The organism is Ensifer sp. R1-3, from assembly GCF_056739175.1.
This window is the reverse complement of the sequence record NZ_CP096515.1, coordinates 2,814,191-2,840,173: the sequence shown is the minus strand read 5'-3', so window position 1 is coordinate 2,840,173 and position 25,983 is coordinate 2,814,191. Positions and strand designations below refer to the sequence as shown.

22 protein-coding genes are annotated in these 25,983 nt (G+C 61.9%); 9 read left to right on the top strand and 13 right to left on the bottom strand.

Annotated features, from left to right (window positions below; all coding sequences use genetic code 11):
• Window positions 1-143: 143 nt before the first annotated feature.
• Window positions 144-1,556 carry an RsmB/NOP family class I SAM-dependent RNA methyltransferase gene (locus M1D43_RS13620; protein WP_498813986.1) on the bottom strand — a complete coding sequence of 471 codons (1,413 nt, stop codon included), beginning with the start codon at window positions 1,554-1,556 and terminating at the stop codon, window positions 144-146.
• The gene (gene htpX, locus M1D43_RS13615) at window positions 1,556-2,515 is read right to left on the bottom strand and encodes a zinc metalloprotease HtpX (protein ID WP_003531758.1); all 960 of its coding nucleotides are present in this window, start codon (window positions 2,513-2,515) and stop codon (window positions 1,556-1,558) included. The genes M1D43_RS13620 and htpX overlap by 1 nt, the downstream gene beginning before the upstream one ends.
• A 130-nt stretch (window positions 2,516-2,645) precedes the next feature.
• Here htpX and M1D43_RS13610 point away from each other — a divergent pair, with 130 nt between their 5' ends.
• Window positions 2,646-2,900, top strand: coding sequence for a DUF1674 domain-containing protein (locus tag M1D43_RS13610; RefSeq protein WP_027992946.1), 255 nt, complete (start codon window positions 2,646-2,648; stop codon window positions 2,898-2,900).
• A gap of 243 nt (window positions 2,901-3,143) precedes the next feature.
• Here M1D43_RS13610 and acs read toward each other — a convergent pair whose 3' ends face one another.
• Window positions 3,144-5,093, bottom strand: coding sequence for an acetate--CoA ligase (gene acs, locus M1D43_RS13605; protein WP_153313967.1), 1,950 nt, complete (start codon window positions 5,091-5,093; stop codon window positions 3,144-3,146).
• Window positions 5,094-5,370: 277 nt separating this feature from the next.
• On the opposite strand from acs, the gene M1D43_RS13600 reads away from it, so the two are divergent.
• Window positions 5,371-6,069, top strand: coding sequence for a DUF1013 domain-containing protein (locus tag M1D43_RS13600; protein ID WP_003531751.1), 699 nt, complete (start codon window positions 5,371-5,373; stop codon window positions 6,067-6,069).
• 275 nt (window positions 6,070-6,344) lie between these two features.
• On the opposite strand, the gene M1D43_RS13595 is transcribed toward M1D43_RS13600, so the two are convergent.
• The gene (locus tag M1D43_RS13595) at window positions 6,345-8,252 is read right to left on the bottom strand and encodes an AMP-binding protein (RefSeq protein WP_107607784.1); all 1,908 of its coding nucleotides are present in this window, start codon (window positions 8,250-8,252) and stop codon (window positions 6,345-6,347) included.
• Window positions 8,253-8,364: 112 nt separating this feature from the next.
• Complete coding sequence (locus tag M1D43_RS13590) at window positions 8,365-9,024, bottom strand: YggS family pyridoxal phosphate-dependent enzyme (RefSeq protein ID WP_003531743.1); 660 nt, start codon at window positions 9,022-9,024, stop codon at window positions 8,365-8,367.
• A gap of 265 nt (window positions 9,025-9,289) precedes the next feature.
• Between M1D43_RS13590 and leuS the strand changes: the two genes are divergently transcribed.
• Genes leuS through holA form a run of 3 tightly spaced genes read left to right on the top strand, consistent with a single transcriptional unit; the run spans window position 9,290 to window position 13,496 of the window.
• Window positions 9,290-11,920 carry a leucine--tRNA ligase gene (gene leuS, locus M1D43_RS13585; RefSeq protein ID WP_127735901.1) on the top strand — a complete coding sequence of 877 codons (2,631 nt, stop codon included), beginning with the start codon at window positions 9,290-9,292 and terminating at the stop codon, window positions 11,918-11,920.
• Window positions 11,907-12,452 (top strand): LPS assembly lipoprotein LptE, encoded by a 546-nt coding sequence (locus tag M1D43_RS13580; protein ID WP_153313969.1) that lies wholly within the window; start codon window positions 11,907-11,909, stop codon window positions 12,450-12,452. The genes leuS and M1D43_RS13580 overlap by 14 nt, the downstream gene beginning before the upstream one ends.
• A 12-nt stretch (window positions 12,453-12,464) precedes the next feature.
• Entirely contained in the window at window positions 12,465-13,496 is a 1,032-nt protein-coding gene (holA, locus tag M1D43_RS13575; RefSeq protein ID WP_010970581.1) for a DNA polymerase III subunit delta, read from the top strand.
• A gap of 9 nt (window positions 13,497-13,505) precedes the next feature.
• Here holA and M1D43_RS13570 read toward each other — a convergent pair whose 3' ends face one another.
• The 8 genes from M1D43_RS13570 to hemE form a co-directional block, all read right to left on the bottom strand.
• On the bottom strand, window positions 13,506-14,396 hold the full coding sequence (locus tag M1D43_RS13570) for a ParB/RepB/Spo0J family partition protein (protein WP_010970582.1): 891 nt from the start codon (window positions 14,394-14,396) through the stop codon (window positions 13,506-13,508).
• A gap of 32 nt (window positions 14,397-14,428) precedes the next feature.
• Window positions 14,429-15,223, bottom strand: coding sequence for a ParA family protein (locus M1D43_RS13565; protein ID WP_013844943.1), 795 nt, complete (start codon window positions 15,221-15,223; stop codon window positions 14,429-14,431).
• A 14-nt stretch (window positions 15,224-15,237) separates the two neighbouring features.
• Window positions 15,238-15,879, bottom strand: coding sequence for a 16S rRNA (guanine(527)-N(7))-methyltransferase RsmG (gene rsmG, locus M1D43_RS13560; RefSeq protein WP_127597720.1), 642 nt, complete (start codon window positions 15,877-15,879; stop codon window positions 15,238-15,240).
• Window positions 15,880-15,887: 8 nt separating this feature from the next.
• Window positions 15,888-17,759 carry a tRNA uridine-5-carboxymethylaminomethyl(34) synthesis enzyme MnmG gene (mnmG, locus tag M1D43_RS13555; RefSeq protein ID WP_153313971.1) on the bottom strand — a complete coding sequence of 624 codons (1,872 nt, stop codon included), beginning with the start codon at window positions 17,757-17,759 and terminating at the stop codon, window positions 15,888-15,890.
• Window positions 17,760-17,882: 123 nt separating this feature from the next.
• The gene (mnmE, locus tag M1D43_RS13550) at window positions 17,883-19,202 is read right to left on the bottom strand and encodes a tRNA uridine-5-carboxymethylaminomethyl(34) synthesis GTPase MnmE (RefSeq protein ID WP_153313972.1); all 1,320 of its coding nucleotides are present in this window, start codon (window positions 19,200-19,202) and stop codon (window positions 17,883-17,885) included.
• A gap of 351 nt (window positions 19,203-19,553) precedes the next feature.
• Window positions 19,554-20,819 (bottom strand): transcription termination factor Rho, encoded by a 1,266-nt coding sequence (gene rho / locus M1D43_RS13545; RefSeq protein ID WP_010970587.1) that lies wholly within the window; start codon window positions 20,817-20,819, stop codon window positions 19,554-19,556.
• A gap of 195 nt (window positions 20,820-21,014) precedes the next feature.
• Window positions 21,015-21,557, bottom strand: coding sequence for a protoporphyrinogen oxidase HemJ (gene hemJ, locus M1D43_RS13540; RefSeq protein WP_153313973.1), 543 nt, complete (start codon window positions 21,555-21,557; stop codon window positions 21,015-21,017).
• Window positions 21,558-21,567: 10 nt separating this feature from the next.
• On the bottom strand, window positions 21,568-22,599 hold the full coding sequence (gene hemE, locus M1D43_RS13535; protein WP_318853552.1) for a uroporphyrinogen decarboxylase: 1,032 nt from the start codon (window positions 22,597-22,599) through the stop codon (window positions 21,568-21,570).
• 405 nt (window positions 22,600-23,004) lie between these two features.
• On the opposite strand from hemE, the gene M1D43_RS13530 reads away from it, so the two are divergent.
• From M1D43_RS13530 to coaE, 4 genes are read left to right on the top strand one after another with little or no spacing between them, the layout of a single operon-like run.
• Window positions 23,005-23,826, top strand: a complete 822-nt coding sequence (locus M1D43_RS13530) for a pyruvate, water dikinase regulatory protein (protein ID WP_003531728.1) — start codon at window positions 23,005-23,007, stop codon at window positions 23,824-23,826.
• Between the two features lie 47 nt (window positions 23,827-23,873).
• Window positions 23,874-24,473 carry a Maf-like protein gene (locus tag M1D43_RS13525; RefSeq protein ID WP_027992956.1) on the top strand — a complete coding sequence of 200 codons (600 nt, stop codon included), beginning with the start codon at window positions 23,874-23,876 and terminating at the stop codon, window positions 24,471-24,473.
• A complete protein-coding gene (locus tag M1D43_RS13520) occupies window positions 24,466-25,326 on the top strand; it encodes a shikimate dehydrogenase (RefSeq protein WP_027992957.1) in 861 nt (286 codons plus the stop codon). Before M1D43_RS13525 ends, M1D43_RS13520 begins: the two co-directional genes overlap by 8 nt.
• Entirely contained in the window at window positions 25,323-25,907 is a 585-nt protein-coding gene (gene coaE, locus M1D43_RS13515; protein WP_003531725.1) for a dephospho-CoA kinase, read from the top strand. The genes M1D43_RS13520 and coaE overlap by 4 nt, the downstream gene beginning before the upstream one ends.
• Window positions 25,908-25,983: the final 76 nt, after the last annotated feature.

Sequence of the window (25,983 nt, the reverse complement as noted above, 5' to 3'; positions counted from 1 at the left end):
ACCGGAGCCGATTCGAGGATCAAGCAGAAGATCGGAATCGTGCGGGAAAGATCATTAAATATTTATCAACCCTGCCGCCATTGATAGGCGGGCCGTCCGAGGGCGTCAATTGTTCCAGCAAAACAGTCTGTTGATGAGCGCCCTCAGGCGCCCGCACGGCGCAGCACGGCGGCATAAAAGCCATCGAGGCCACCGGCGAAGGGCGGTTCCAGCGGCAGCATCGCAGGTGTCGTGCGGAACTCTCCAAGCGCGGTGATTGCCTTTTCGAGCCCCGGCCAATCGGCTGCGTCGATCGGCACCCGTTCGCATCCGCTGTCGGCGACGACGCGGGCGACGACCTCCTCGCCCTCCAGCGGGTCGAGCGAGCAATTGGAAAAGACGATGAGACCGCCGGGCTTCACCAAGGTAAGCGCGTGCCGCAGCAGCCGTTCCTGCAGCCCGGCAAGCTTCGCGACGTCCTGCGGGCCTTTCGTCCAGAGCACGTCGGGATGTCGCCGGGTGGTGCCCGTCGAGGAGCAGGGAGCGTCGAGAAGGGCCGCGTCGAAGAGTTCTTCCGACCGGAACTCGGCCATATCGCTCTCCTTGGTTCGGGCCTCGAAGCCAAGCCGCTCGAGGTTGCCCTTGAGCCGCCGCAACCGGCTTGAAGACTGATCGAGCGCGGTCACCTCCGCCCCCGCGAGGACGAGCTGCGCCGTCTTGCCGCCGGGCGCGGCACAGAGATCGACCACCTTCTTTCCGGAAATATCCCCGAAAAGGCGCGCCGGAATGGAGGCAGCCGCGTCCTGGACCCACCAGGCGCCCTCCGAAAAGCCTGAAAGCGACGGGATCGAACCGGAGAATTCCTGAAGACGAACGGAGCCGGTCGGCAACACGGTGCCGGCGAGCCGCTCCGCCCAGGAAGCGGCATCGGACTTCACGGTCAGGTCGATGGCGGCGGGTACGAGCTGCGCCTCGGAGATGCGCTCGGCCTGGTCGGGACCGTAACAGGCGACGAGCCTGTCGAAGAACCAGCCGGGCATCGCCGGGACTTGTCGCAGCTTTTCGAGAATTTCTTCCTTTTCACGCGAAAGCCGCCGCAACACGGCGTTGACGAGGCTTGCGAACCGGCGGTTGCGCGGATCGGACTGGGCCTGTTCCACTGCGAGGTCGACGGCCGAATGATCCGGAACGTCGAGATAGAGAACTTGCGCGGCGGCGACGGTCAGCACATGTTCGAGAGCCCGCGCACCCTCGGGCAGAGGCGTTTGCAGAAGCGAATCGATGGCCGCACGAATACGAGGCAGATGGCGGAGTGCCGAGTTGAGAATGGCGCGCACGAGCGCGCGATCGGCTTCGCTCAACTCGCGATAGGCCGGGTTCCCGCGCTCCGGATCGAGCATTCCGTCGAGCGGTGTCTTGCGGTCCACCACCGCCGCCAGGATCTTGGCAGCCGCCTGGCGGCTCTTCAGGCCCGGTTTGGCCGCGGCATCCGCACCGGGCCGGGCTCCTGCCGCTCCGGAGCGGTTGTGCTCTCGGGATCGTTTCGGACGTGAATCGTTCTTATTGTCTTCGGGCATCAGGACCAGGGGCCTTTCGGCGGTTCGGAACCACCGCGACCCCAGCCGGTTCTCGGGACAGAGCGCGATTTGCGCCCTGCATTATCAGGGCGGACCGGCGCCGTCGAGCCCGTGGACGTCTCGCGGGCCATTCTCTCCAGAGCCGCAACCCGGTTCTCCGTGTTCGGATGGGTCGAGAACAGATTGTCCATCCGCTCGCCCGAGAGAGGATTGATGATGAACATATGCGCCGTCGCCGGATTGCGCTCGGCGTCATTGTTATGGATGACCTGAGCGGCACCGGCGATCTTGCGGAGCGCCGAGGAAAGCCAGAGCGGATTGCCGCATATCTCCGCACCGCGGCGGTCGGCGGAATATTCGCGTGTACGGCTGATCGCCATCTGTACCAGCATGGCCGCGAGCGGGGCGACGATCATCGCGATCAGCACGCCGATGAAGCCGAGCGGATTGTTGTTCTCGCGGTTGCCACCGAAGAAGAAGGCGAAGTTGCCAAGCATGGAAATCGCACCGGCGAGCGTCGCCGTCAGCGTCATCGTCAAAGTGTCGCGATACTGGATATGGGCGAGCTCATGCGCCATGACCCCGGCAACCTCCTCGTAGGAAAGCGAATGCAGCAGTCCCGTCGAAGCGGCGACCGCGGCATTCTCCGGATTGCGGCCGGTGGCGAAGGCATTTGGCTGCGGGCTGTCGATGACGTAGACGCGCGGCATCGGCAGGCCGGCATTCTTCGCCAGATCGCGGACGATCCCGTAATATTCCGGCGCGCTGTGCTCGTCCACCTCCTGCGCCCGGTACATCCGCAGGACCATCCGGTCGGAATTCCAATAGGAGAAGAAGTTCATGCCTGCGGCGATGACGAGGGCGATCATCATGCCACCGCGGCCGCCGATGACATAGCCGACGGCCATGAAGAGGACGGTCATGAAGGCGAGCAGCATTGCGGTGCGCATGAGATTCATGAATGAGCTCCAACCAAATCGGTGTCCTTCCCGCGCCTCTTGGAAAGCCGCCTGCAGCCGCTTCGTTCCATTCGGTACGCGCGAAGGTTTCACGTGAATCAAGCTTTTCCGTTCACACGGAAGTGCCTATATGATGGGGATAAACGGCCAGCTCTTCAATATCGTTACGGAAACCGCGACCGGTATGCAGAACGACAACGACAATTCTCCCGACCGCCCCAGACGTCCGCTTTCCCCGGCAGCGCTGCGCGCTCTGAAGGAGGCCGAAGAGCGGCGACGTGCCGAAGCGCCAAAGGATATGCCGGCGGAACTCGGCGGGCGCGGCGGCCTCGACCCGGCTCGCTTCGGCGATTGGGAGATCAAGGGCCGCGCGATCGATTTCTGAGGGCAGGCCGTCGGGTTTTCGTTTCGGTGGCGAATCGGCCGCTGCGTTCCACCCGTACATCGCTTTGCGCTTCGCCCCTCACCTAACCCTCTCCCCGCGAGCGGGGAGAGGGGACGAGAATGCTGATGCGGTTACAGCAAATGCGAGGGAGTGCGGTGGCCGCAATGCCCCTTCTCCCCGCTTGCGGGGAGAAGGTCGCGGCAGCGGGATGAGGGGCTGTTGCCACCCGTACCCCGGCTCACATCAAGCGCGGTTCTGACGATTGGCGATCAGGTCGTCGACGACGCCCGGATCGGCGAGCGTCGAAGTGTCGCCGAGCGAACCGAAATCGTCCTCGGCGATCTTGCGGAGAATCCGGCGCATGATCTTGCCTGAGCGTGTTTTCGGAAGGCCGGGCGCGAACTGGATCTTGTCCGGTGTCGCGATCGGTCCGATTTCCGAGCGGACGTGCTTGACGAGCGCCTGGCGCAGTTCGTCGTCTCCGACCTCGCCGGCCATCAGCGAAACGTAGCAATAGATGCCCTGACCCTTGATCGGATGCGGGTAGCCGACGACCGCCGCCTCGGAAACGAGGTTGTGCGAGACGAGCGCCGATTCCACCTCCGCCGTGCCGAGCCGGTGGCCGGAAACGTTCAGGACGTCGTCGACGCGGCCGGTGATCCAATAGTAGCCGTCCTCGTCGCGGCGGCAGCCGTCGCCCGTGAAATACTTGCCCTTGTAGGTGGAGAAGTAGGTCTGGATGAAGCGTTCGTGATCGCCATAGACCGTCCGCATCTGCCCGGGCCAGCTATCGGTGATGCAAAGGTTGCCGTCGGCCGCGCCCTCTACGACCTTGCCGTCGCTGTCCACGATCTGCGGCTGGACGCCGAAGAAGGGCCGTGTCGCGGAGCCGGGTTTGAGATCGGTAGCCCCCGGCAGCGGCGTGATCAGTATGCCGCCGGTTTCGGTCTGCCACCAGGTATCGACGACAGGGCAGCGCTCGTCGCCGACGACGTGATAGTACCACTCCCAGGCTTCCGGATTGATCGGCTCGCCGACCGTTCCGAGCAGGCGCAGCGAAGAGCGCGAGGAGCGCTTGACGAAACCGTCGCCCGCTCCCATCAGCGAGCGGATCGCGGTCGGCGCGGTATAGAAGATGTTGACCTTGTGCTTGTCGACCACTTCCCAGAACCGTCCCGCGTCGGGGAAGTTCGGCACGCCCTCGAACATCAGCGTCGTCGCCGCATTGGCGAGCGGCCCGTAGACGATGTAGGAGTGACCGGTGACCCAGCCGACATCGGCCGTGCACCAGTAGATGTCGCCGTCCTGGTAGTCGAACACGTATTGATGCGTCATCGAAGCATAGACGAGATAGCCGCCGGTCGTGTGCAGCACGCCTTTCGGCTTCCCGGTCGAACCCGAAGTATAGAGAATGAAGAGCGGGTCCTCCGCATTCATCTTTTCCGGCGGGCAATGCGGCTCTGCCGCCGCGGTCTCCTGGTGATACCAGAGATCGCGGCCCGGTGCCCAGCCGACCTTGCCGCCGGTGCGGCGCACGACGAGGACCTTGCTGACCGTGACGTGCTGTCTGGCAGCGATGTCGATCGCGGTATCGGTGTTCTCCTTGAGCGCAACCGGCTTGCCGCCGCGCACGCCCTCGTCGCAGGTGATCACGAAGGTGGACTCGCAATCGACGATGCGGCCGGCGAGCGCCTCGGGCGAAAAGCCGCCGAAAACGACCGAATGGATCGCGCCGATGCGGGCACAGGCGAGCATCGCATAGGCTGCTTCCGGGATCATCGGCATGTAGATGGTGACGCGGTCCCCCTTCTTTACGCCCTGCTCCTTCAAGACGTTGGCAAGACGGCAAACCTTGTCGTAGAGCTCGTTATAGGTGATCTTCTTGTCGAGATAGGGATTGTCTCCCTCCCAGATGATCGCCGTCTTTTCGCCGTGCGTCTTCAGGTGGCGGTCGATGCAATTGTAGGAGACGTTGGTCAGTCCGTCTTCGAACCACTTGATCGAGACATCGCCCTCGAAGGACGTGTTCTTGACCTTGGTATAGGGCTCGAACCATTCGATCCGCTTGCCGTGCTCGCCCCAGAACTTCTCCGGATCGGCAACGCTCTCGCGATACCATTCGAGATAGGTCGCATTGTCGAGCAGCGTGCGGTTCTTGGCCGCTTCCAGGACCGGGTAGGTCTTGACGTCCATAATTTTCCTCCCTGCGCATTTCTGGTCAGATCATGGGCGGAATGCCGGCGGAAAACCGCGCACAGATTTCCTCATTCCGCCCCGGATCGGCTCCCACCGGTCCTTTGCGACAATTCATAAGCAGGTCGCTTCGGGTCCGCAATTAGACAAAAGCACATTTGAAAGTGAAGAATTGCAATTTCGAGACAAGAACGGTATAGAACCCCCAATTCCCGGAAATGAGTGGTAGACTCCACGGCCCGCGACACCGGCGCGGACGGACAAAAGGACTATATCCATGGCTCAGCAACTGCTTATGCCCAAGGCAACAGCCGTCTGGCTGGTTGACAACACCGCACTCTCGTTCGACCAGATCGCGCAGTTCTGCAAGCTGCACCCGCTCGAGGTCAAGGCGATTGCCGACGGTGAATCGGCGCAGGGTATCAAGGGCCTCGATCCAATCGCTACCGGTCAGCTTTCGCGCGACGAGATCGCACGCGCCGAAGGAAATCCGAATCACAAACTCAAGCTTTCGGAGCCGAAGGTCCGCGTCCCGGACTCCAAGCGCAAGGGCCCGCGCTATACGCCGGTCTCCAAGCGTCAGGACCGCCCGAACGCCATTCTGTGGCTGGTCCGCAACCATCCGGAGCTGAAGGACGCGCAGATCTCGCGTCTTGTCGGCACGACGAAGGCGACGATCGAGCAGATTCGCGAGCGCACCCACTGGAACTCCGCCAACCTGACGCCGATGGACCCGGTGACTCTCGGCCTCTGCTCGCAGATCGACCTGGACCTCGAGGTCGAGCGCGCCTCCAAGGGGCGCCCGCTGCCTTCGGCAGCCGAGACCGGCGCAACGCTCGAATCCGCACAGGAAACCGAGAAGCTCGACTACGGCCAGGATCGCGAAGAGGAAAAGGAAATCGACGCCGATGCCGTCTTCGCCAAGCTGAAGTCGCTGAAGTCGGACCGCAAGGACGACGAGGAAGACGACTACTGATCGCTTCGCCATCGGCGAGATGCGAAAACCCGGATCGCAGGATCCGGGTTTTTTATTGACCGTCGCTGACAGGATCGACGCAGGCGGGCGCCGCTTGTCTTTTGGCCCCGCTTGCCGGCAGGCGGACGAGGTGCAGTCCCGCGCACACTTCCTGGAAGTGCTAGATCACGATGTTTTTAGTCGGGTCGACCTAGAAGCATTAACGTGATCGCTTCCAAGAAGTTGAGACGCGGGATGCGGGGCGGAAAACCGCGCACACTTTTCCTCATCCCGCTCTAAACGCCGATCCCCTTTGACCGCAACAGTTCGGTAATCTCGTCCAGGATCGCCGGATCGTCGATCGTTGCCGGCATCGTCCATGGCTGTCGGTCGATGATCTTCTGGATCGTCGAGCGCAGAATCTTGCCGGATCGCGTCTTTGGCAGCCGCTTGACGCAGACCGCCGTCCTGAAGGCGGCGACCGGCCCGATGCGCTCGCGCACGAGACCGACAACCTCCTTCTCGATTTCTTCCGTTTCACGGGAAACATTGGCGTTGATGACCAGGAAGCCCGCCGGCACCTGCCCCTTGAGGGGATCGGCGATGCCGATCACGGCGCATTCGGCGACGTCCGGATGGCTGGCGCAAACCTCTTCCATGGCCCCCGTCGACAGCCGGTGTCCCGCGACGTTGATGATGTCGTCGGTCCGGGCCATGATGAAGATATAGCCGTCCTCGTCGACATAGCCGGCATCCGCCGTCTTGTAGAAGCCGGGATATTCCTCGAGATAGGCCGCATGGAAGCGGTGATCGGCATTCCACAGAGTCGGCAGGCAGCCGGGCGGCAACGGCAGCTTGATCACGACATTGCCGAGCGTGCCGGTTTCCACCGGGTGGCCCGCGTCGTCGACGACCTGCACGTCATAGCCGGGGAGGGGAACCGCCGGGGAACCGTATTTTACCGGCAGGAGGCCGAGACCCAATGGATTGCCGGCAACGGGCCATCCTGTTTCGGTCTGCCACCAGTGATCGATGACCGGGACCTTCAGCGCCCGTTCCGCCCAGCGGATCGTGTCCGGGTCGGCCCGCTCGCCCGCGAGATAAAGCGCCCGGAACCGCGACAGGTCGTAACGGCCCGCATGGGCCGCTTCCGGGTCCTCCTTGCGGATCGCTCGCAGCGCCGTCGGCGCGGTGAACATGACGGCCACGCCGTGTTCGGAAATGACGCGCCAATAGGTTCCGGGGTCGGGCGTCCCGACCGGCTTTCCTTCGAAGAGGACCGAGGTGCAGCCGTTGAGGAGCGGCCCATAGACGATGTAGGAATGACCGACCACCCAGCCGATGTCGGAAGCCGCCCAGAACACGTCGCCGGCATTGACTCCGAAGAAGTGCTCCATCGACCATCTGAGCGCGACCATGTGGCCGCCATTGTCCCGCACGACGCCTTTCGGCTGGCCGGTCGTGCCGGACGTATAGAGGACATAGAGCGGATCGGTGGAGGCGACCGGCGTGCAAGAGGCTTCCTCACCGGCGTCTCTGGCCGCCGCAAGCGCTTCGGCGAAATCGATGTCGCGGCCGCTAACCATTTCGGCGGCGAGCATGTCGCGCTGATAGATGAGGCAACGGGCCGGCTTGTGGCTGGCCGTTTTGATCGCCTGATCGAGCAGAGGCTTGTAGGCGACGGTTCGCCCGGGCTCCAGCCCGCAGCTCGCCGAGACGACGATCTTCGCCTGGCAATCATCGATGCGCATGGCGAGTTCGTTGGCGGCAAAGCCGCCGAATACGACGGAATGCACCGCGCCGATCCGCGCTGCCGCGAGCATGGCGATCGCCGCCTGCGGGATCATCGGCATGTAGATGATGATGCGATCGCCCTTGTCGACGCCCAGCTTGCGGTAGATCGCAGCCATAGCCTTCACATCGGCGAGCAGGTCCGCATAGGAGATTCTCTCGATCCGGCCGGTGACGGGACTGTCGTATATAAAGGCCAGCTGCTCGCCACGGCCGGCCTCGACATGTCGGTCCAGGCAGTTGTGGCAGGTGTTGGTGACGCCGTCCGGAAACCAGTGACCATAGGTGCCGCCGGCAGGCTCGAAAATGCGCTCCGGCCGCTTGAACCAGTCGATCGCCGATGCGGCATCTGCCCAGAAGCCGTGCGGATCGGTTTTCCACGCGGCATACACTTCGGAATAGCGGCTCGCCATACCCGTTTCCTCCCACTCGCTCTCCGGACGAGAAGCCCGGTTCCTCCACTTCGAAAGATAGGCGAACGGAGGTAAACGGGAACCCCGACGAAAGGGTAATGGGGAGCGGGACTCAGCGCGCTCCGAAAATGGCGGAGCCTACCCGCACGCCGGTGGCGCCGAAGGCGATTGCCGTTTCAAAGTCACCGGACATGCCCATGGAGAGCCTGGAAAGGCCGCACTGACCGGCAAGCTTGGCGAGCAGGGCGAAGTGCGGTCCCGGATTTTCGTCGAACGGCGGAATGCACATCAGTCCTTCGATGTTCAGAGCCAACTCGTCACGGCAGAGCGCGACGAAAGCGGCCGCGTCTTCCGGCGCGATGCCGGCCTTCTGCGGTTCGAGACCGGTGTTCACCTGAACATAGAGGCGGATGTCGCGTCCCTGGCGCTTCATTTCGGCGGCGACCGCGCGCGCGATCTTCTCCCTGTCGATCGTCTCGATGACGTCGAAGAGCGCAACGGCGTCGGCAGCTTTGTTGGATTGCAGCGGACCGATCAGGTGCAGCTCGATGTCGGGGGTCTCACGCTTGAGCGCGGGCCATTTGGCCTGCGCTTCCTGCACGCGGTTCTCGCCGAAGACGCGCTGGCCAGCTTCGATCACCGGCCGGATCGTCTCGGCGTCGAACGTTTTCGACACGGCCACCAGACTGACGGCATTTTCCGGACGGTTCGCCGACTTCTCGCTTGCGCGAATCCGGCTCAGCACTTCGTTCAGCCGTTCCTCGACTTCCATCCCCACGCTCCTGTTCAAGATCGTTTCGACATCTTCGCTAGCGGCTTATTGAAACTTGCGGCGCTTGCCAAGTCCAGCACAAGCCGGAGCGGGCGGGTTCGCCTCGGCCGTGGCGTCATCTGCCCTCGTTTGAACTGCGAATCGAGTGGACCGCCTGGCGAATCCTTCAAAACTTGACGCTTGGGGCGTTTCGTGGTGAAGGTCACGCCAGCTATCACGCGCGGGCGCTCGCGCCCGGCAGAATTTCCGGAACATCGACAAAGACATGGCTACCGAACGATATAATCCGCGCGATGCCGAACCGCGCTGGCAGCACCAATGGGAAGCGGGCAAGGTCTTCGAGACGAAGAACGACGATCCGCGCGACAAATATTACGTCCTGGAGATGTTCCCCTATCCATCCGGACGGATCCACATGGGTCACGTGCGCAATTACACGATGGGCGACGTGGTCGCCCGCTACAAGCGCGCCCGCGGCTTCAACGTGCTGCACCCGATGGGCTGGGACGCCTTCGGCATGCCGGCGGAAAACGCCGCCATGGAGCGCGGCGTCCATCCGGCGAGCTGGACGTACCAGAACATTGCCTCGATGAAGGCGCAGCTCAAGGTCATGGGGCTTTCGCTCGACTGGAGCCGGGAATTTGCGACCTGCGATCCCGAATATTACCAGCGCCAGCAGCACCTTTTCCTCGATTTCCTGGAAAAAGGCCTGGTCTACCGAAAGCAGTCGAAGGTCAACTGGGACCCGGTCGACAATACCGTGCTTGCCAACGAGCAGGTAATAGAAGGCCGCGGCTGGCGCTCCGGCGCGCTCGTTGAACAGCGCGAGCTGACGCAATGGTTCTTCCGCATCACCGACTTCAGCCAGGATCTGCTCGACGCGCTCGACACGCTCGACGAGTGGCCCGAAAAAGTGCGGCTGATGCAGAAGAACTGGATTGGCCGCTCAGAAGGGCTTTCGGTCCGCTGGGAGCTCGATCCGGCGACGGTCCCCGGCGAGGAAAAGGAAGTCACGGTCTATACGACGCGGCCGGACACGCTGTTCGGCGCCTCCTTCCTGGCGATCTCCGCCGATCATCCGCTCGCCAGGGATGCCGCAGCCAAGAACGCCGAGATCGAAGCCTTCTGCGAGGAATGCCGGCGCGCCGGCACGTCGCTCGCCGCACTGGAAACGGCGGAGAAGAAGGGCATCGACACCGGCATACGCGCACGGCATCCCTTCGATCCGAACTGGGAGCTGCCGGTCTACGTCGCCAATTTCGTGCTGATGGACTACGGCACGGGCGCCATCTTCGGCTGCCCCTCGGGCGACCAGCGCGACCTCGACTTCGCCCGCAAATATGATCTGCCGGTCGTTCCGGTGGTGATGCCGAAGGATGCCGATCCGCAGACCTTCACGATCGGCGACGAGGCCTATGACGGCGACGGCGTGATGATCAATTCGCGCTTCCTCGACGGGCTTTCGGCGGAAGAGGCGTTCGAGACCGTCGCCTCCAGGCTCGAAAACGATCTGCTGAACGGCACGCCGCGCGCGGAGCGCAAGGTCAATTTCCGCCTGCGCGACTGGGGCATTTCCCGCCAGCGCTACTGGGGCTGCCCGATCCCGGTCATTCACTGTGACGACTGCGGCGTCGTTCCGGTGCCGAAGGCAGATCTGCCCGTGACGCTGCCGCCGGACGTGACCTTCGACAAACCCGGCAATCCGCTCGATCGTCACCCGACCTGGCGTCACGTCGCCTGCCCGCAATGCGGCAAGGACGCGCGCCGGGAAACCGACACGATGGATACCTTCGTCGATTCCTCCTGGTACTTCACCCGCTTTACGGCGCCCTGGGAGGACAACCCGACGGATCCGAAAGCGGCCAATCACTGGCTGCCGGTCGACCAGTATATCGGCGGCATCGAGCACGCGATCCTGCATCTGCTCTATTCGCGCTTCTTCACCCGCGCGATGAAGGCGACCGGCCATGTGGCGCTGGACGAGCCCTTCAAGGGGCTGTTCACGCAGGGCATGGTCGTCCACGAGACCTATAGCCGCGGCGAAGGCGCGCAGCGGGAATGGATCACGCCCGCCGAGATCCGCGTGGAGGAAGTCGACGGACAGCGGCGCGCGGTCCACATCGAGACCGGCGAGGAAGTCGCCATCGGCTCGATCGAGAAGATGTCGAAGTCGAAGAAGAACGTCGTCGACCCGGATGACATCATCGGCTCCTACGGTGCCGACACGGCACGTTTCTTCGTGCTCTCCGATTCGCCGCCGGATCGCGACGTCATCTGGTCCGAGGCAGGCGTCGAAGGCGCCCATCGCTTCGTGCAGCGCGTCTGGCGTCTTCTGACCGAGGCCGCGGAGAGGCTGCGTGCCGTCGATGCCGCGCCGGCAAGCGGAGGCGAGGGGCTTGCAGTGTCCCAGGCCGCACATCGCACGCTCAAGGCGGTAGAGGCGGACTATGACAAGCTCGCCTTCAACAAGGCGGTCGCACGTATCTACGAGCTGGTGAACGCCATGGCCGCCCCGCTGACGCAGGTCGCGAGCGGCAAGGCGGACAACGCTCTGACTGCTGCGGTAAAGGACGCCGCCGCGATCCTGATCAACCTGATCGCGCCGATGATGCCGCATCTTGCGGAAGAATGCTGGCGGGAGATCGGCGGCGAAGGTCTCATCGCCGAGAGGCCTTGGCCGAAATTCGATCCTGCGCTCATCGTCGAGAACGAGATCACGCTGCCGGTCCAGATCAACGGGAAAAAGCGTGCCGATTTGACAATCGCGCGCGACGCAGATCAGAGTGCGATCGAAAGCGCCGTGCTCGCGCTGGATGCCGTCAAGGCCGCGCTCAACGGCGGCCGCCCGAAGAAGATCATCGTCGTGCCTCAGAGGATCGTCAATGTCGTTGTCTGATATAGCTGGCTTCCGTCTTCGGTCCTTGGGCTTCGTAGCCGGCGCATTGTCGCTTGCGGCACTCAGCGGCTGCCAGGTCAGGCCTCTTTATTCCGACGGTCCGACTGGCTCGACGTCGATCGCGCTTGCCGCGATCGAGATTTCGGAAGCCGACGACCGCGTCGAGCAGGAAGTCCGAAATGCCCTCGTCTTTCTGACGTCGCGCGGCCAGGGCGAACCGGTCAATCCGCAATACCATCTGGCGCTTAGCGTCTCGCACCGGACAATGGGCGTGCTCTATGAGAGCACGGATAATGACCATGACGACGACGACGCCGGAGCCGGCCGCATCGTCGTGAAGGCCGACTACAACCTGACCAAGACCGCCACCGGCGAGACCGTGAAGGCAGGCAACCGGACGGCCGTCGCCTTGGTCGACTTCCCCCAGCAGGAATTCGCCAAGATTCGCGCCGTGCGCGACGGCGAGAACCGCGCCGCCAAGGAGCTGGCGGAGATTATCGGGGCCGACCTTGCAGCCGCCCTCGGCCGCTGATCCGATCGTCAGATGAGCGAGGTCAAGTCGCACGAATTCGATAGTTTCCTGCAGCGATCTGCGGCGATCTACCGGCTTTTCCTGCTCTACGGTCCCGATCGCGGCCTCGTCTCGGAACGCGCGTCCGAGCTCGCCGGCAGCTTCGGCATCCCCCTCGATGATCCCTTCGCCGTCGTCAAGCTGGACGCAGCTACCTTGCAGGGCGCCGGTAGCGTGCTTGACGAAGTCAATGCCATCGGCCTGTTCGGCGGCGACAAGCTGGTCTGGGTCCGCGGCGCGTCCGCTGAGAAGGCGCTCACCGAAGCGCTACAGATCCTCGCGGCCGATCCCCCGGCCGGCGCCCGGCTCATCGTCGAAGCCGGCGACCTCAAGAAGGGGGCGGCGCTCAGGAAAGTGGGCGAAACTTCCCGCTCCGTCGCTTCGATCGCCTGCTACAGCGACGACATCAGGGGCCTGCAGGCACTTGTCGACACGGAACTTTCGGAAGCGGGCCTGCGCATCGGTCCCGCCGCGCGTGAACGCCTCGTCGAGGCGCTCGGGGGCGACCGCATGGCTTCGCGCAACGAGCTTCGCAAACTCGCCCTCTATTGCCGCGGCAAGGATATGGTCGATGAGGATGACGTCCTCGGTATCGTCGGCGACGCCAGCGCCATTTCGGTCGATGATGCGGTCGATGCGGTGTTGAAGGGCGACGCCGACGCGCTGCTGCACGCGATGAAGAAGATCACGACATCCAAGACGCCGCCTTTCCTCGTGCTCCAGGCCTGCCTCAGGCAATTCCAGCAGCTCGACGTGATGCGAGCCGAAATGGATGCGAGCCGCCAGTCCGCGGGTCAGGTCGTCGCAAGCCTCGGCCGCGGCCTGCACTTCCGCCGCAAGCCGGTTGTCGAGGCGGCGCTGAAACACTGGACCGGGCCGGCGATTCGACGCGAATTGGGCCGCCTGCAGGCGACCATCTATCAAAGCCGCAGCCGCCAGAGCCTCGAGGAAAGCCTGGTGATCCAGAATCTCCTGGCGATCACCATCCAGTCGGCGCGGCGTTGAGTTTGTACTTCAACGCCGTTCGAGCAGCCGGCAAATCTCTTCCAATTGATCGAGCGTCTTATATGTGATCTTGAGATGCCCGCCGCTGGCCTTGTGGTTGACACTCACTTCGAGGCCGAGGCTATCCGACAGGGTGCGCTCCAGCGCCAGCGTATCGGCGTCCTTTTCCTCGCGCTGGCGGCCCTTTGCGTAGTTGGGATCGTTCTGCGACTTGATGTCGTTCTGCGCCAGCCGTTCGGCCTCGCGAACCGAGAGACCCTTCGAGACGACCGCGCGCGCCAATGCCACCGGGTCCGATGTGGGTATAAGCGCGCGGGCATGGCCCGCGGAAAGGCTGCCATCGGAAAGCATGTCGCGCACGGGCTCCGGCAGCTTTAGAAGGCGCAGGCTGTTCGCAACATGGCTTCGGCTCTTGCCGATGATGTCGCCGAGATCGTTCTGCGTGTAGCCGTGCTCCGCGATCAGTTGCTCGTAGCCCAGGGCCTCTTCGAGGGGATTGAGGTCGGAGCGCTGAACATTCTCGACGATGGCGATTTCGAGCGCCGTCCTGTCGTCGACATCGCGCACGATGACCGGTATTTCGGTGAAGCCGGCAAGTTGCGCCGCGCGCCAGCGCCTTTCGCCGGCGATGATCTCATATCGTTCGTGACCGATGGTGCGCACGACGACCGGCTGAACGATCCCGTGCTGACGGATCGAGCTTGCAAGGTCCTGGAGCTCGGCCTCATCGAACTGCCGGCGGGGGTTGCGAGGGTTACGGGAAACGAACTCGATCGGGATCCGCCGATCGGCACTGATGGTGGCGGCGGGAGCAGCGCCGGTGTGCAGCGGCTGATCCATTTCGCCGATCAAAGCGGCAAGGCCGCGACCCAGACGCCTCTTGGAGCTGTCGTCGTTCATCTGACACCCAATTAATTACGATACCGAAACGATTAGGCGGCCTTCCGCTGCCTTTCGCGCTGAATGACTTCCGAGGCCAACTGGAGATAAGCCTGACTTCCGGCGCATTTAAGGTCATAGAGAATGGCCGGCTTGCCATAGGAAGGTGCCTCGGACACCCGTACATTGCGGGGAATGAGGGTATGATAAACCTTATCCCCCAAGTGCAAGCGGACGTCGCTGACGACCTGCTGGGCGAGATTGTTCCGGGAATCGAACATAGTCAGTACGATACCCTGGATATCGAGGCCCGGATTGACCGTCTGCCGCACCTGATCCACCGTCTCCAACAGCTGGCTCAAGCCTTCAAGCGCAAAAAACTCGCACTGCAATGGCACGAGAACCGAATGCGCCGCCGCCATCGCATTCATCGTCAAGAGATTGAAGGAGGGCGGGCAGTCTACCAGCACATAGGAATAGGCGAGGGCATCCACCGAAGCCAAAGCCTTTCGAAGCCTGAAGACGCGGTCCGATTCCTTGGAAATTTCCATTTCGACGCCGAGCAGATCCATGGTCGAAGGCACGATGGCAAGATTCGGCACCGCCGTATCCTGTGCAATCTGGCCGATGGAATGGGTCCCCATCATCAACTCATAGGAAGACAGATGCCGGGCACGACGCTGTATCCCGAGCCCGGTGCTGGCATTGCCCTGCGGATCGAGATCGACGATCAGCACCCTTTCGCCGATGGCGGCGAGCGCCGTCGCAAGATTGATGGCCGTCGTCGTTTTGCCGACGCCGCCCTTCTGATTGGCAATAGTGATAATCCGATTCTTTGGGCCAAACATGTTTCGCTCGCCTATCACTTCGTCCGACGTGAAAGATTTGCAATCTCGAGCACAACCGAATCCGGCTCGACGACACTTGCATGTTTTATCAGATCGAATTGAAAGCGGCTAACCGCTTTGTCGACTTCCTGCTGATAATCCCGCCCTTTGTGAAAGAAAGCGACCGTTCCGGAGCCTTCAGCGAGCATCCATGGAGCACAATAGTCGAGCAATTGGCTCAGATCGGCGAGCGCACGCGCCGAAATCGCGTCGCAACTCGGGATTTCGGCGGGCGCTGCCTCGATTCGAATCGGATGAACGGAACCCCTGGCTCCGGTTTCCCTCAGCGCAACGCGCAAGAATGCGGCCTTCTTGTTATTACTCTCCACCAGATGGACCCATCCGCCCTCTGCCTCCGAGAGGCAAATCGCCGTAATGACCCCGGGAAATCCGCCGCCGCTTCCGAGATCGACCCAGGTCTTCGGCCCAGGGGAGAGTTGGTAAAGCTGGAGACTATCGAGGATATGGCGCCGCCATAAATCCTCTAGCGTCGACGGCGCGACGAGGTTGATCGATCGCGCCCATTTCTGGAAGAGGGCGGCAAAATGTTCGAGCTTTTGAACCGTTTCACGTGAAACACGCAATCCGTTCAGTGCCTGAGTGAGACTCGCTTGCATTGTATACCTTACCCACCCACACGTTGTGCTTGGCGATCCTGCCTGCGCAGCCAAGACAAAATGAGAGATATAGCCGCTGGCGTCACGCCATCGACTTTCATGGCCTGGGCGAGGTTCCTCGGTTTGTGTTGTGCCAGCTTTTGCTTAAGCTCGTTCGAAAGCCCGGGAAGCACCTCGTAGTCGAAATCATCCGGTATGGACGTATTTTCATCCCGCCTTACACCGGCAATGTCAGTGGCCTGACGCTCCATGTAGACAGCATAGGCCGCATCGATCTCCAGCGCCTCAACCACTCCGGCAGGAATGGTTTGAAGTGCAGGCCAAAGCGGCTTCAAGGCGGCGATCGACTGGTCCGGGTAGGAGAGGATATCGAAAGCGGTCCGACGCTGTCCGTCCTGATTGAGCTTCAGGCCGAAACGCTTGCCTTCGCTTGGCGTGACTGAAAGAGACTGGAGGAGCGTGCGTCCCGTCTCATAGGAATGCTTCCATGCCTCGAAGCGCTGACGGCGCGCGTCGCCGACACATCCCAGGGTAATACCCGCCGGAGTCAACCGCATGTCCGCATTATCTGCGCGCAACGATAGCCTGTATTCCGCCCGCGACGTGAACATGCGATAGGGTTCGGTTATGCCCCGCGAAGTCAGGTCATCGATCATCACCCCGATGTAGGAGTCGGTGCGGCTGAAGAAATGTGGAGCGCGGCCGATCGAGCGAAGCGCGGCATTCAAACCGGCAACGAGCCCCTGAGCTCCTGCCTCTTCGTATCCCGTTGTGCCGTTGATCTGCCCCGCAAGAAATAGTCCGGGCATTTTGCGCACGCCCAAGGACAGTTCCAGCTCCCGCGGATCGACGTGGTCGTACTCGATCGCGTAGCCCGGCTGCAGAATCTTGACCTGCTCTAACCCCGGAATTGTACGAATGAAGGCATCCTGCACATCCTCGGGAAGGGAGGTCGAGATCCCGTTCGGATAAACGGTGTCATCGTCCAGTCCTTCCGGCTCCAGAAATATCTGATGACCGTCCCTCTCGCCGAAGCGAACGATCTTGTCCTCGATAGAGGGGCAATAGCGTGGGCCGACGCCTTCGATCTGTCCCGAATACATCGCGGATTGGTGAATGTTATCGGCGATGATCTTGTGCGTTGCATCCGTGGTTCGCGTTACGCCGCAATCAATCTGACGATTGATGACTGCATCAGTCATGAACGAGAACGGAACTGGGTTTTCGTCCGGACCTTGGCGCCCGACGCGGTCCCAGTCAATCGTGCGCCCGTCCAAGCGCGCCGGCGTGCCGGTCTTCAATCGGCCAAGCTGCAGGCCGAAACGCCGCAGTGTCCCGGAGAGGCCTAGGGACGGTTCCTCACCCACGCGTCCGGCCGGAATCTTGCGCTGACCGATATGGATGAGGCCCTTTAGAAACGTGCCGGTCGTAAGAACGACGGCTGCCGCCCGAAAGACCCGCCCGTCCTTCATAGCCGTGCCACAAACCACACCGTCCTCTGTCAATAGATCGAAGGCATCGCCTTCAATCACCGAGAGGTTTTCGATCCCGCTGATCTCCCGCTGCATTGCCTCGCGATACAGCTTGCGATCCGCCTGCGTCCGTGGGCCGCGCACTGCCGGCCCCTTGCGCCGGTTGAGTAGCCGGAACTGGATGCCGGCAGCATCGGCCACACGTCCCATGAGGCCGTCGAGTGCATCGATCTCCCGGACGAGATGGCCCTTGCCCAGCCCACCGATCGCGGGGTTACAGGACATTACCCCGATGGTATCCATTTTATGCGTAATGAGGACCGTACGGGCGCCGAGCCGCGCAGAAGCCGAGGCAGCTTCGCAGCCCGCGTGGCCTCCACCAATTACGATGACATCATAGTCCGTCATAGACATGCTCCAGCCTAGACCCTTTTCCGGCTTCCGCCTTGATTGTAGGTTCATACGATTGAGTCAAGAGCGTTTCACGTGAAACGCGCGCAATGACTCGCCTGCGTTGTATCGTCGGCCGGGTTACTTTCCGATACAGAACTCGGAGAATATCACGTCCAAAAGGTTCTCTACATCGACCCGCCCGGTTATCCTGCCTAGGGCATCGCCTGCTTGCCGAAGCTGCTCCGCACGCAGTTCTAGGTCGGAAGAAATCAGGCTGCGCTCCAGTGCAGCACTGGCCTGTCGCAGGCAATCGACGTGGCGCTTCCGCGAGGGCATCGCCAAGGCTGTCCTACCGGCCAGATCGGGGAGATGCGACTGCAGCGCCGTCAACAGATCGGCCATGCCTTCACCGGTCCTCGTGGACAGAAAGATGTCCGCATCCGAGGGAGCCCAACTCGGCAAAGGGCGGTCAACCTTGGTTGCGACCCGAATAACGGGCACGTTTTCCGGAAGAACCTCATCAATCCGAAAGTATCCCGGTTTTTCCGATAATAGGAGGACAAGATCGGCATCGGCGATAACCTGCCGCGCTCTCCGAATACCCTCCCGCTCCACAAGCTCGTCCGTTTCACGAAGCCCAGCCGTATCGAAGAGTTTAACTGAGAATCCGGCTAAGGAAAGATCCACGGACAGTACGTCGCGTGTCGTTCCCGCGACCTCCGTCACGATAGCGATGTCCCTTCGCGCCAGGGCGTTCAGCAAGCTCGACTTGCCTGCGTTCGGCTCACCGGCAATGACGATCTTGAGCCCGTCCCGAATGATCTCGGCCAAGCCGGCGCGCGCGATATGTCCATCTATCTCCTGTCGGAGCCTGCCGACATCGTCCCAGATCATCGCGCTGACAGAACCCGGAACATCGTCCTCATCCGCAAAGTCGAGCTCCGCCTCGATCATTGCACGCGAATGGGTCAGCCGTCGGGCCCAACCGGCATAGAGTGCGGACTGCCCGCCACCGGACTGCTCTATGGCGAGACGACGCTGCATTTCCGTTTCTGCCGCAATCAGGTCCGCCAGCCCCTCCACCTCGACCAGATCCAGCTTGCCATTCTGAAAGGCCCGCCTTGCGAATTCTCCGGCCTCCGCATGTCGTAGGCCGCCGGTTGCGGCAAGCTCGTCGAGAATGGCGCTCACCACGGCCCGTCCGCCGTGAACCTGCAATTCGCAGCAATCTTCACCGGTGAAAGACGCCGGCGTCGGAAAATAGAGCACCAGGCCGCTATCCAGCGTTTCACCGTTTCGAGTCCGAATCGTTCTGAGCGTTGCGATGCGCGGCGGGGGCAGGGTTCCGCAAAGTCGCACCAGCGCATCTGCGGTCTCCGGACCGCTCACGCGGATAATGGCAACTCCTGCAGGCAGCGAACCGCTCGAAAGCGCGTAGATCGTATCGGTGGATAGCATCAGCTTACCGGTTTACGGAATGACGAGCAGGGTTCGACGCAGGCCATACCCGCCATCACGGCATCTTGAACATTGGGAATCGGGCAGAGCCAATCGGAAGCGCAACTGTGCGACGCTCGTCGGGCTAAAGCGAAGCGGCCTTATGCACCGAGCCGAGCTCGAAATCAAGTGCCGCCCTGTTTTGGGCGCATCTCCCCGGCGTTTCACGTGAATCACTCCCGTATCGGGCTCGACCGGGATGACAATCGACAGGGGAAAGAATGGCGGCAGGAGGATGTGCTGCATCCCAGATGCACGAAGAGGCCGGCGCTGGACACGCCGGCCTCTTTCCCGAGAAAGAAAGTCTCGCTCTTACGTATTCATCGAGTCGAAGAAGTCGCCATTGGTTTTCGTCTGCTTCAGCTTGTCGATGAGGAACTCGATCGCGTCGGTCGTGCCCATCGGCGCGAGAATGCGGCGCAGCACGAAGATCTTCTGCAGGTCCTGACGCGGGACCAGGAGGTCCTCCTTACGCGTGCCGGACTTCAGGATGTCCATAGCCGGGAAGATGCGCTTGTCCGCAACCTTGCGGTCAAGGACGATTTCGGAGTTGCCGGTACCCTTGAACTCTTCGAAGATGACTTCGTCCATGCGGCTACCGGTGTCGATCAGCGCCGTTGCTATGATCGTCAGCGAACCGCCTTCCTCGATGTTGCGCGCAGCGCCGAAGAAGCGCTTCGGGCGCTGCAGGGCGTTTGCGTCGACACCGCCGGTCAGAACCTTGCCCGAGGAGGGAACGACCGTGTTGTAGGCGCGGCCGAGACGGGTGACCGAGTCGAGCAGGATCACCACATCGCGTCCGTGTTCCACCAGGCGCTTGGCCTTTTCGATCACCATCTCGGCGACCTGGACGTGGCGCGTTGCCGGCTCGTCGAAGGTCGACGACACCACTTCGCCCTTGACCGAGCGCTGCATGTCCGTGACTTCCTCCGGCCGCTCGTCGATCAAGAGGACGATCAGGTAGCACTCCGGATGGTTCGCGGTGATCGAATGCGCGATGTTCTGGAGAAGCACCGTCTTACCGGTGCGCGGCGGCGCTACGATCAGGCCGCGCTGGCCCTTGCCGAGCGGTGCGACCAGATCGATGACTCGCGCCGAGAGATCCTTGGACGTGGGAACCTCGAGTTCCATCTTGAAGCGCTCGTTCGGATAGAGCGGCGTCAGGTTGTCGAAGTGAACCTTGTGGCGGATCTTCTCCGGATCGTCGAAGTTGATCGTGTTGACCTTCAGAAGTGCGAAATAGCGTTCGCCTTCCTTCGGCCCGCGGATCGGGCCCTCGACCGTGTCTCCGGTCTTCAGCGAGAAGCGGCGGATCTGCGAAGGCGAAATATAGATATCGTCAGGACCCGGGAGATAGTTCGCATTGGCCGAGCGCAGGAAGCCAAATCCGTCCTGAAGGACCTCGACGACGCCCTCGCCGATGATCTCGATTTCCTGCTGAGCCAGCATTTTGAGGATCGCGAACATCAGCTCCTGCTTGCGCATCGTGCTGGCATTCTCCACCTCGAGCTCTTCGGCAAAGGCCAGGAGGTCGGTCGGCGTCTTGTTCTTAAGTTCTTGAAGCTTCATTTCAGCCATGAAGGGTCCGTGCTTGATAGGGGATTGGGAGCCGGCGCGATTTGTAAGGGAGCTGCAAGGGGGAAGAGGCAGGCTCTAAAACTTCGTCACAGGCCACAGGAAGAAGGAGATGAGGGAAAATAGCGATTCACGTGAAACGCCGCAAGGGGTCGCAGCAATTTAGCAGCAACTATTGCAGCTGCGAATCGATTGAATTCAAAATGGTTTCACCACGACAAGGATGACGATGGCGATCATCAGCAGGGTTGGCGCCTCGTTCATCAGCCGCCAATAGCGCGCGTCGCGGCGATTCTCGTCCCGCTGGAAGGCTCTCGCCGCGCGGCTGAAATGCACATGCACCAGCGTCAGCAGAAAAACGCAGAGAATCTTCGCATGCAGCCAGCCTCCGACAAAGCCATAGACGCTCCAGGCGAGGTAAAGTCCGAGCACCCATGAGATCATCATGGCCGGATTCATGATGACCTTGAGCAGTCGCTGTTCCATCATCTTGAAGGTCTCGGACTGTTCCGATCCGGGCGCTGCATCGGTGTGATAGATGAACAGGCGCGGCATGTAGAGCAGAGCCGCCATCCAGGAGATCACCGCAATGATGTGGAGCGCCTTGATCCACAGATAGAGGTCGTCCGGCTGCCCGGCGAAGAGGCCGATCAGCAAAGCCGCAAAGGCCGAGACCGCGATGGCCGCACGAAGCCGAGCCCGTTTGCCCGGCCCGCTGTCGGTTTGGCGTTCCCCTCTCATCGCTGCCCTTTCATCGCGATCCTCGAACGCGGGCGACGAGTGCGGCAACGTGATCCGGATCGGCGTCCGGCGTTATGCCGTGCCCGAGATTGAAGATCAGCGGCCCCTGGCCGAGGACGTCCAGGATGCGGTCGGTTCCACGCTCCTGGGCCGCGCCACCGGCCACGACCCGCACCGGATCGAGATTGCCCTGAACCGGCCCGTCCTTCTGCAATTCGGCGGCGAAGGCGAGCGGCACCGACCAGTCGAGGCCGATCGCATCCGCACCGGTCGCCTGCCGATAATTCTTCAGCAGGAGGCCCGCACCCTTCGCGAAAGCGATGATTTTGGCCGAGGGGCGGCGCGCGCGGACGGATGCGATCATCCGCCGGACCGGCTCGATCGCGAAACGCTGGAACTCCTCCTCGCCGAGCACACCTGCCCAGGAATCGAATATCTGCACAGCATCGGCGCCGGCATCGATCTGTTTTACCAGATAGTCGGCGGAAATGTCGGCGAGCAGCGTCAGAAGCCGCTCGAAAGCCTTGGGATGACGATAGGCGAAAAGACGCGCAGGCGCCTGGTCCGGCGTTCCGCGGCCGGCGATCATATAGGTCGCCACCGTCCACGGCGCCCCGCAGAAGCCGAGGAGCGTGGTTTCCGCCGGCAGTTCGCGTCTCAGCCGGGAGACGGTCTCGAAAACCGGAGCCAAGTGAGCGATGACGCCATCGGGGCTCAGCCGGGCAATCCCGTCCTCGTCGATCGGATCCATCCGTGGACCCTGTCCCTCTTCGAAACGAACATTGCGCTTGAGCCCATCGGGTATCACGAGAATATCGGAGAAAAGGATCGCGGCATCGAAGCCGTAGCGGCGGATCGGCTGCAACGTCACTTCGACCGCGAGGTCCGGCGTGTAACAGAGATCGAGAAAGCTTCCGGCCTTCGCGCGCACCGCCCTGTATTCGGGGAGATAGCGTCCCGCTTGTCGCATCAGCCAGATGGGGGGAGGGGTGAGCGCTCTCCCGCTCAAAACCTCCAGCACTTTGCGATGCGTTTCGCTCACTTGCCGCTTCCTAATCTAAAAATAAAACTGAATTTATAAGGTTTCTATTTCTTAGAGTCGGTGGGTATCAAGGATTAAAATCAATCCTCATCCTATCCAGTCCGCGTCAATCTCCGGCAAAGAGGCGGGAGAGATTCCGGCCGAATTGCGCGGTAAGCGGGGAAACCCGGGAAAACACTGCAGAGTCAGCCCCTTGCCGGCGATCGGGAGTTTGCGGTTCCTGTGGATGAGGAGTCGATCTGCGTGACAATTTGTCGTGGCCATGAGTCTTGTCCACATGCCCGGGCAAGAGATTTCCGGTTAGGTGTCAGATGTGAACAAGTCGCCGCTTTTCCACTTGCCTGAAGCCAGGCGCCGCCGTTAGCTGTTTTTGTCCCGCCTTATCAACAGACCGCGGAGAATTGCGTGGAGAACCGCAAAAACTACTTCCATCTGCATTTGATCTCCGATTCGACCGGCGAAACTCTGATCGCCGCCGGCCGAGCGGCTGCTGCGCAATTCCAGTCCTCCCATGCGCTGGAACACGTCTATCCGCTGATCCGCAACCGGAAGCAGCTGATGCAGGTCATGGACGCGGTCGACGGGGCACCGGGAATCGTACTCTACACGATCGTCGACCGGGAACTTGCCGGCCTCATCGATCAGAGATGCCGCGAGATCGGCGTGCCCTGCGTCTCGGTCCTCGACCCGATCATTGAACTTTTCCAATCCTATCTCGGCTCGCCCTCGCGCCGCCGCTCGGGTGCGCAGCATGTCATGGATGCCGAATATTTCGCCCGGATCGAGGCGTTGAACTTCACGATGGATCATGACGACGGTCAGATCCCCTCCGATTTCAACGAGGCGGATGTGGTCCTTGTGGGCGTGAGCCGCACGTCGAAAACACCGACGAGCATCTATCTCGCCAATCGCGGTATAAAGACGGCCAACATACCGATCGTGCCGGGCGTGCCCCTGCCCGATGCGCTCCTGAAGGCGACGAAACCACTCATCGTCGGGCTTATCGCTTCGGCCGAGCGTCTCTCCCAGGTGCGCCAGCATCGCGTGCTCGGAACGACGCAGAGCTTCCACGGGGAAGACTATACCGATCGGGCGGCGATCGCCGAGGAGCTTAAATATGCCCGCTCGCTTTGCGCGCGCAACAACTGGCCGCTGATCGACGTAACGCGGCGCTCGATAGAGGAGACTGCCGCAGCAATCGTTGCCCTGCGGCCGCGGCTTAGATAGAGCGAACCGCAAGAACAGCTTGCAGGTCGCGAACACGGAACCGGAAAATGAAACCCTTGCTCATATTGGCCTCGGCCAGTCCTTTTCGTCGCGCTCTGCTTGCCAATGCAGGACTGGCCTTCGAGGCCCGGGCCGCCGCGATCGACGAGCGTGCGCTCGAGCAGCCGCTGGAAGCGTCTGGCGCTTCGCCGGCTGATGTCGCGCTGGCGCTGGCCGAAGCCAAGGCGAAGGATGTCGCACGATATTTTCCGGACGCCCTTGTCATCGGTTCGGATCAGACGATGTCGCTTGGAACCCGCGTCTATCACAAGCCCCGGGACATAACGGAAGCCGCCGAACATCTCCGGTCGCTCTCGGGCAGGATGCACAGTCTCAACAGCGCGATCGTTCTCGTGCGCAACGACGAGGTCGTTTGGCGGCACGTCTCGACTGCGAACATGACCGTGCGGCCATTGAGCGGCGGCTTCATCGATCGGCATCTTGCAAGGGTGGGCGAGAAGGCGCTGACAAGCGTCGGCGCCTATCAGCTCGAAGGCGAGGGCATCCAGCTCTTCGAGAGGATCGAGGGCGATTATTTCACCATACTCGGCCTGCCGATGCTGCCGCTTCTCTCCAAACTACGCGAACTGGGTGCGATCGATGCATGATTCACGTGAAACATTTGTTAACCATGCCTTTGTCACCGGCTATCCCGTGAAGCATTCGCGATCGCCGCTCATTCATGGCCATTGGCTGAAACAGTTCGGAATTCGGGGGAGCTACCGGGCCCACGAAGTTACGCCCGAGGCCTTTCCCGATTTCATGCGGCAGATCAAGGAAGGAAGAACCGACTTCTGCGGCGGCAATGTCACGATTCCGCATAAGGAGGCCGCCTTCCGGCTGGCCGATCGGCCGGACGAACTGAGCGCCGAACTCGGTGCGGCCAACACGCTCTGGCTCGAGGATGGAAAAATCCGCGCGACGAACACCGACGGGCGTGGCTTCGTCGCCAATTTGGACGAGCGCGCCAAAGGATGGGACCGCATCTCGGCCGCAGTGATTCTCGGTGCCGGCGGCGCCAGCCGGGCCGTGATCCAGGCGATCCGCGACCGCGGGGTCAAGACGATCCATGTGGTGAACCGCACGCCCGAGAGGGCGAGGGAACTGGCCGATCGCTTCGGCACGGCGGTGCACGCACATTCGATGGCGGCGCTTCCCGAAGTCGTTTCCGGCGCCGGCCTCTTCGTCAACACGACCTCGCTCGGCATGGACGGCGAGCCGGCGCCGGCGATCGACTTTTCGGGCCTGGCACCCGACGCCGTCGTCACCGACATCGTCTATGTGCCATTGAAGACGCCGCTGTTGCGGCAGGCGGAAGAGCAGGGCTTCCGCGTCGTCGACGGACTTGGCATGCTTCTGCATCAGGCAGTGCCCGGATTTGAAAAATGGTTCGGACTGAGGCCGGTCGTCGACGAAACGCTAAGACAGATCATCATCAGCGATATGGACAGGCACGCATGATCATCGTCGGGCTTACCGGCTCCATCGGAATGGGAAAATCGACCGCTGCGGGCATGTTCCGGGAACTCGGCGTGCCGGTGAACGATGCCGATGAAGTGGTGCATATGCTCTATAGCGGCGAAGCGGTGGCTCCGGTCGAAGCGGCCTTTCCGGGCGTCGCCAAGGGCGGGGTCATCGACCGGGCCGAGCTTTCGCTGCGGCTTGTTGCGGCACCCGAGCGTTTGGCCGAGCTGGAACGGATCGTCCATCCGCTGGTGCGCGCCAAGGAGCAGGAGTTCGTTGCGCGGCACAGAGCGGACGGTGCACCTTTCGTGCTGCTCGATATTCCGCTTCTCTTCGAGACCAAGGCTGAGGCGCGCCTCGACCGCATCGTCGTCGTGACCTGCGATCCGGAGATGCAGAGGGAACGCGTCATGAAGCGCCCGGGCATGACCGCCGAGAAGTTTGCGATGATCCTCAAGCGGCAGGTGCCCGACAGCGAGAAGCGCGCCCGCGCCGACTATATCGTCGACACAAGCGACAGCTTCGACGTCACGCGGCAGCAGATCCGTGCGATCGTCGATGATTTGCGGGCCGGTTAGTTAGCGCACTTTCAGGAAAAGTGTCAGTGGTCTCCGTCCGGAGGCGACTTCGAAGAGCTAGATCGCTTCGCGAACC

Bases quoted from the DNA above. Each gene is read 5' to 3' on its own strand.
- M1D43_RS13620 (WP_498813986.1), bottom strand. From the start codon at position 1,556: ATGCCCGAAGACAATAAGAACGATTCACGTCCGAAACGATCCCGAGAG.
- htpX (WP_003531758.1), bottom strand. From the start codon at position 2,515: ATGAATCTCATGCGCACCGCAATGCTGCTCGCCTTCATGACCGTCCTC.
- M1D43_RS13610 (WP_027992946.1), top strand. From the start codon at position 2,646: ATGATGGGGATAAACGGCCAGCTCTTCAATATCGTTACGGAAACCGCG.
- acs (WP_153313967.1), bottom strand. From the start codon at position 5,093: ATGGACGTCAAGACCTACCCGGTCCTGGAAGCGGCCAAGAACCGCACG.
- M1D43_RS13600 (WP_003531751.1), top strand. From the start codon at position 5,371: ATGGCTCAGCAACTGCTTATGCCCAAGGCAACAGCCGTCTGGCTGGTT.
- M1D43_RS13595 (WP_107607784.1), bottom strand. From the start codon at position 8,252: ATGGCGAGCCGCTATTCCGAAGTGTATGCCGCGTGGAAAACCGATCCG.
- M1D43_RS13590 (WP_003531743.1), bottom strand. From the start codon at position 9,024: ATGGAAGTCGAGGAACGGCTGAACGAAGTGCTGAGCCGGATTCGCGCA.
- leuS (WP_127735901.1), top strand. From the start codon at position 9,290: ATGGCTACCGAACGATATAATCCGCGCGATGCCGAACCGCGCTGGCAG.
- M1D43_RS13580 (WP_153313969.1), top strand. From the start codon at position 11,907: ATGTCGTTGTCTGATATAGCTGGCTTCCGTCTTCGGTCCTTGGGCTTC.
- holA (WP_010970581.1), top strand. From the start codon at position 12,465: ATGAGCGAGGTCAAGTCGCACGAATTCGATAGTTTCCTGCAGCGATCT.
- M1D43_RS13570 (WP_010970582.1), bottom strand. From the start codon at position 14,396: ATGAACGACGACAGCTCCAAGAGGCGTCTGGGTCGCGGCCTTGCCGCT.
- M1D43_RS13565 (WP_013844943.1), bottom strand. From the start codon at position 15,223: ATGTTTGGCCCAAAGAATCGGATTATCACTATTGCCAATCAGAAGGGC.
- rsmG (WP_127597720.1), bottom strand. From the start codon at position 15,879: ATGCAAGCGAGTCTCACTCAGGCACTGAACGGATTGCGTGTTTCACGT.
- mnmG (WP_153313971.1), bottom strand. From the start codon at position 17,759: ATGACGGACTATGATGTCATCGTAATTGGTGGAGGCCACGCGGGCTGC.
- mnmE (WP_153313972.1), bottom strand. From the start codon at position 19,202: ATGCTATCCACCGATACGATCTACGCGCTTTCGAGCGGTTCGCTGCCT.
- rho (WP_010970587.1), bottom strand. From the start codon at position 20,819: ATGGCTGAAATGAAGCTTCAAGAACTTAAGAACAAGACGCCGACCGAC.
- hemJ (WP_153313973.1), bottom strand. From the start codon at position 21,557: ATGAGAGGGGAACGCCAAACCGACAGCGGGCCGGGCAAACGGGCTCGG.
- M1D43_RS13525 (WP_027992956.1), top strand. From the start codon at position 23,874: ATGAAACCCTTGCTCATATTGGCCTCGGCCAGTCCTTTTCGTCGCGCT.
- M1D43_RS13520 (WP_027992957.1), top strand. From the start codon at position 24,466: ATGCATGATTCACGTGAAACATTTGTTAACCATGCCTTTGTCACCGGC.
- coaE (WP_003531725.1), top strand. From the start codon at position 25,323: ATGATCATCGTCGGGCTTACCGGCTCCATCGGAATGGGAAAATCGACC.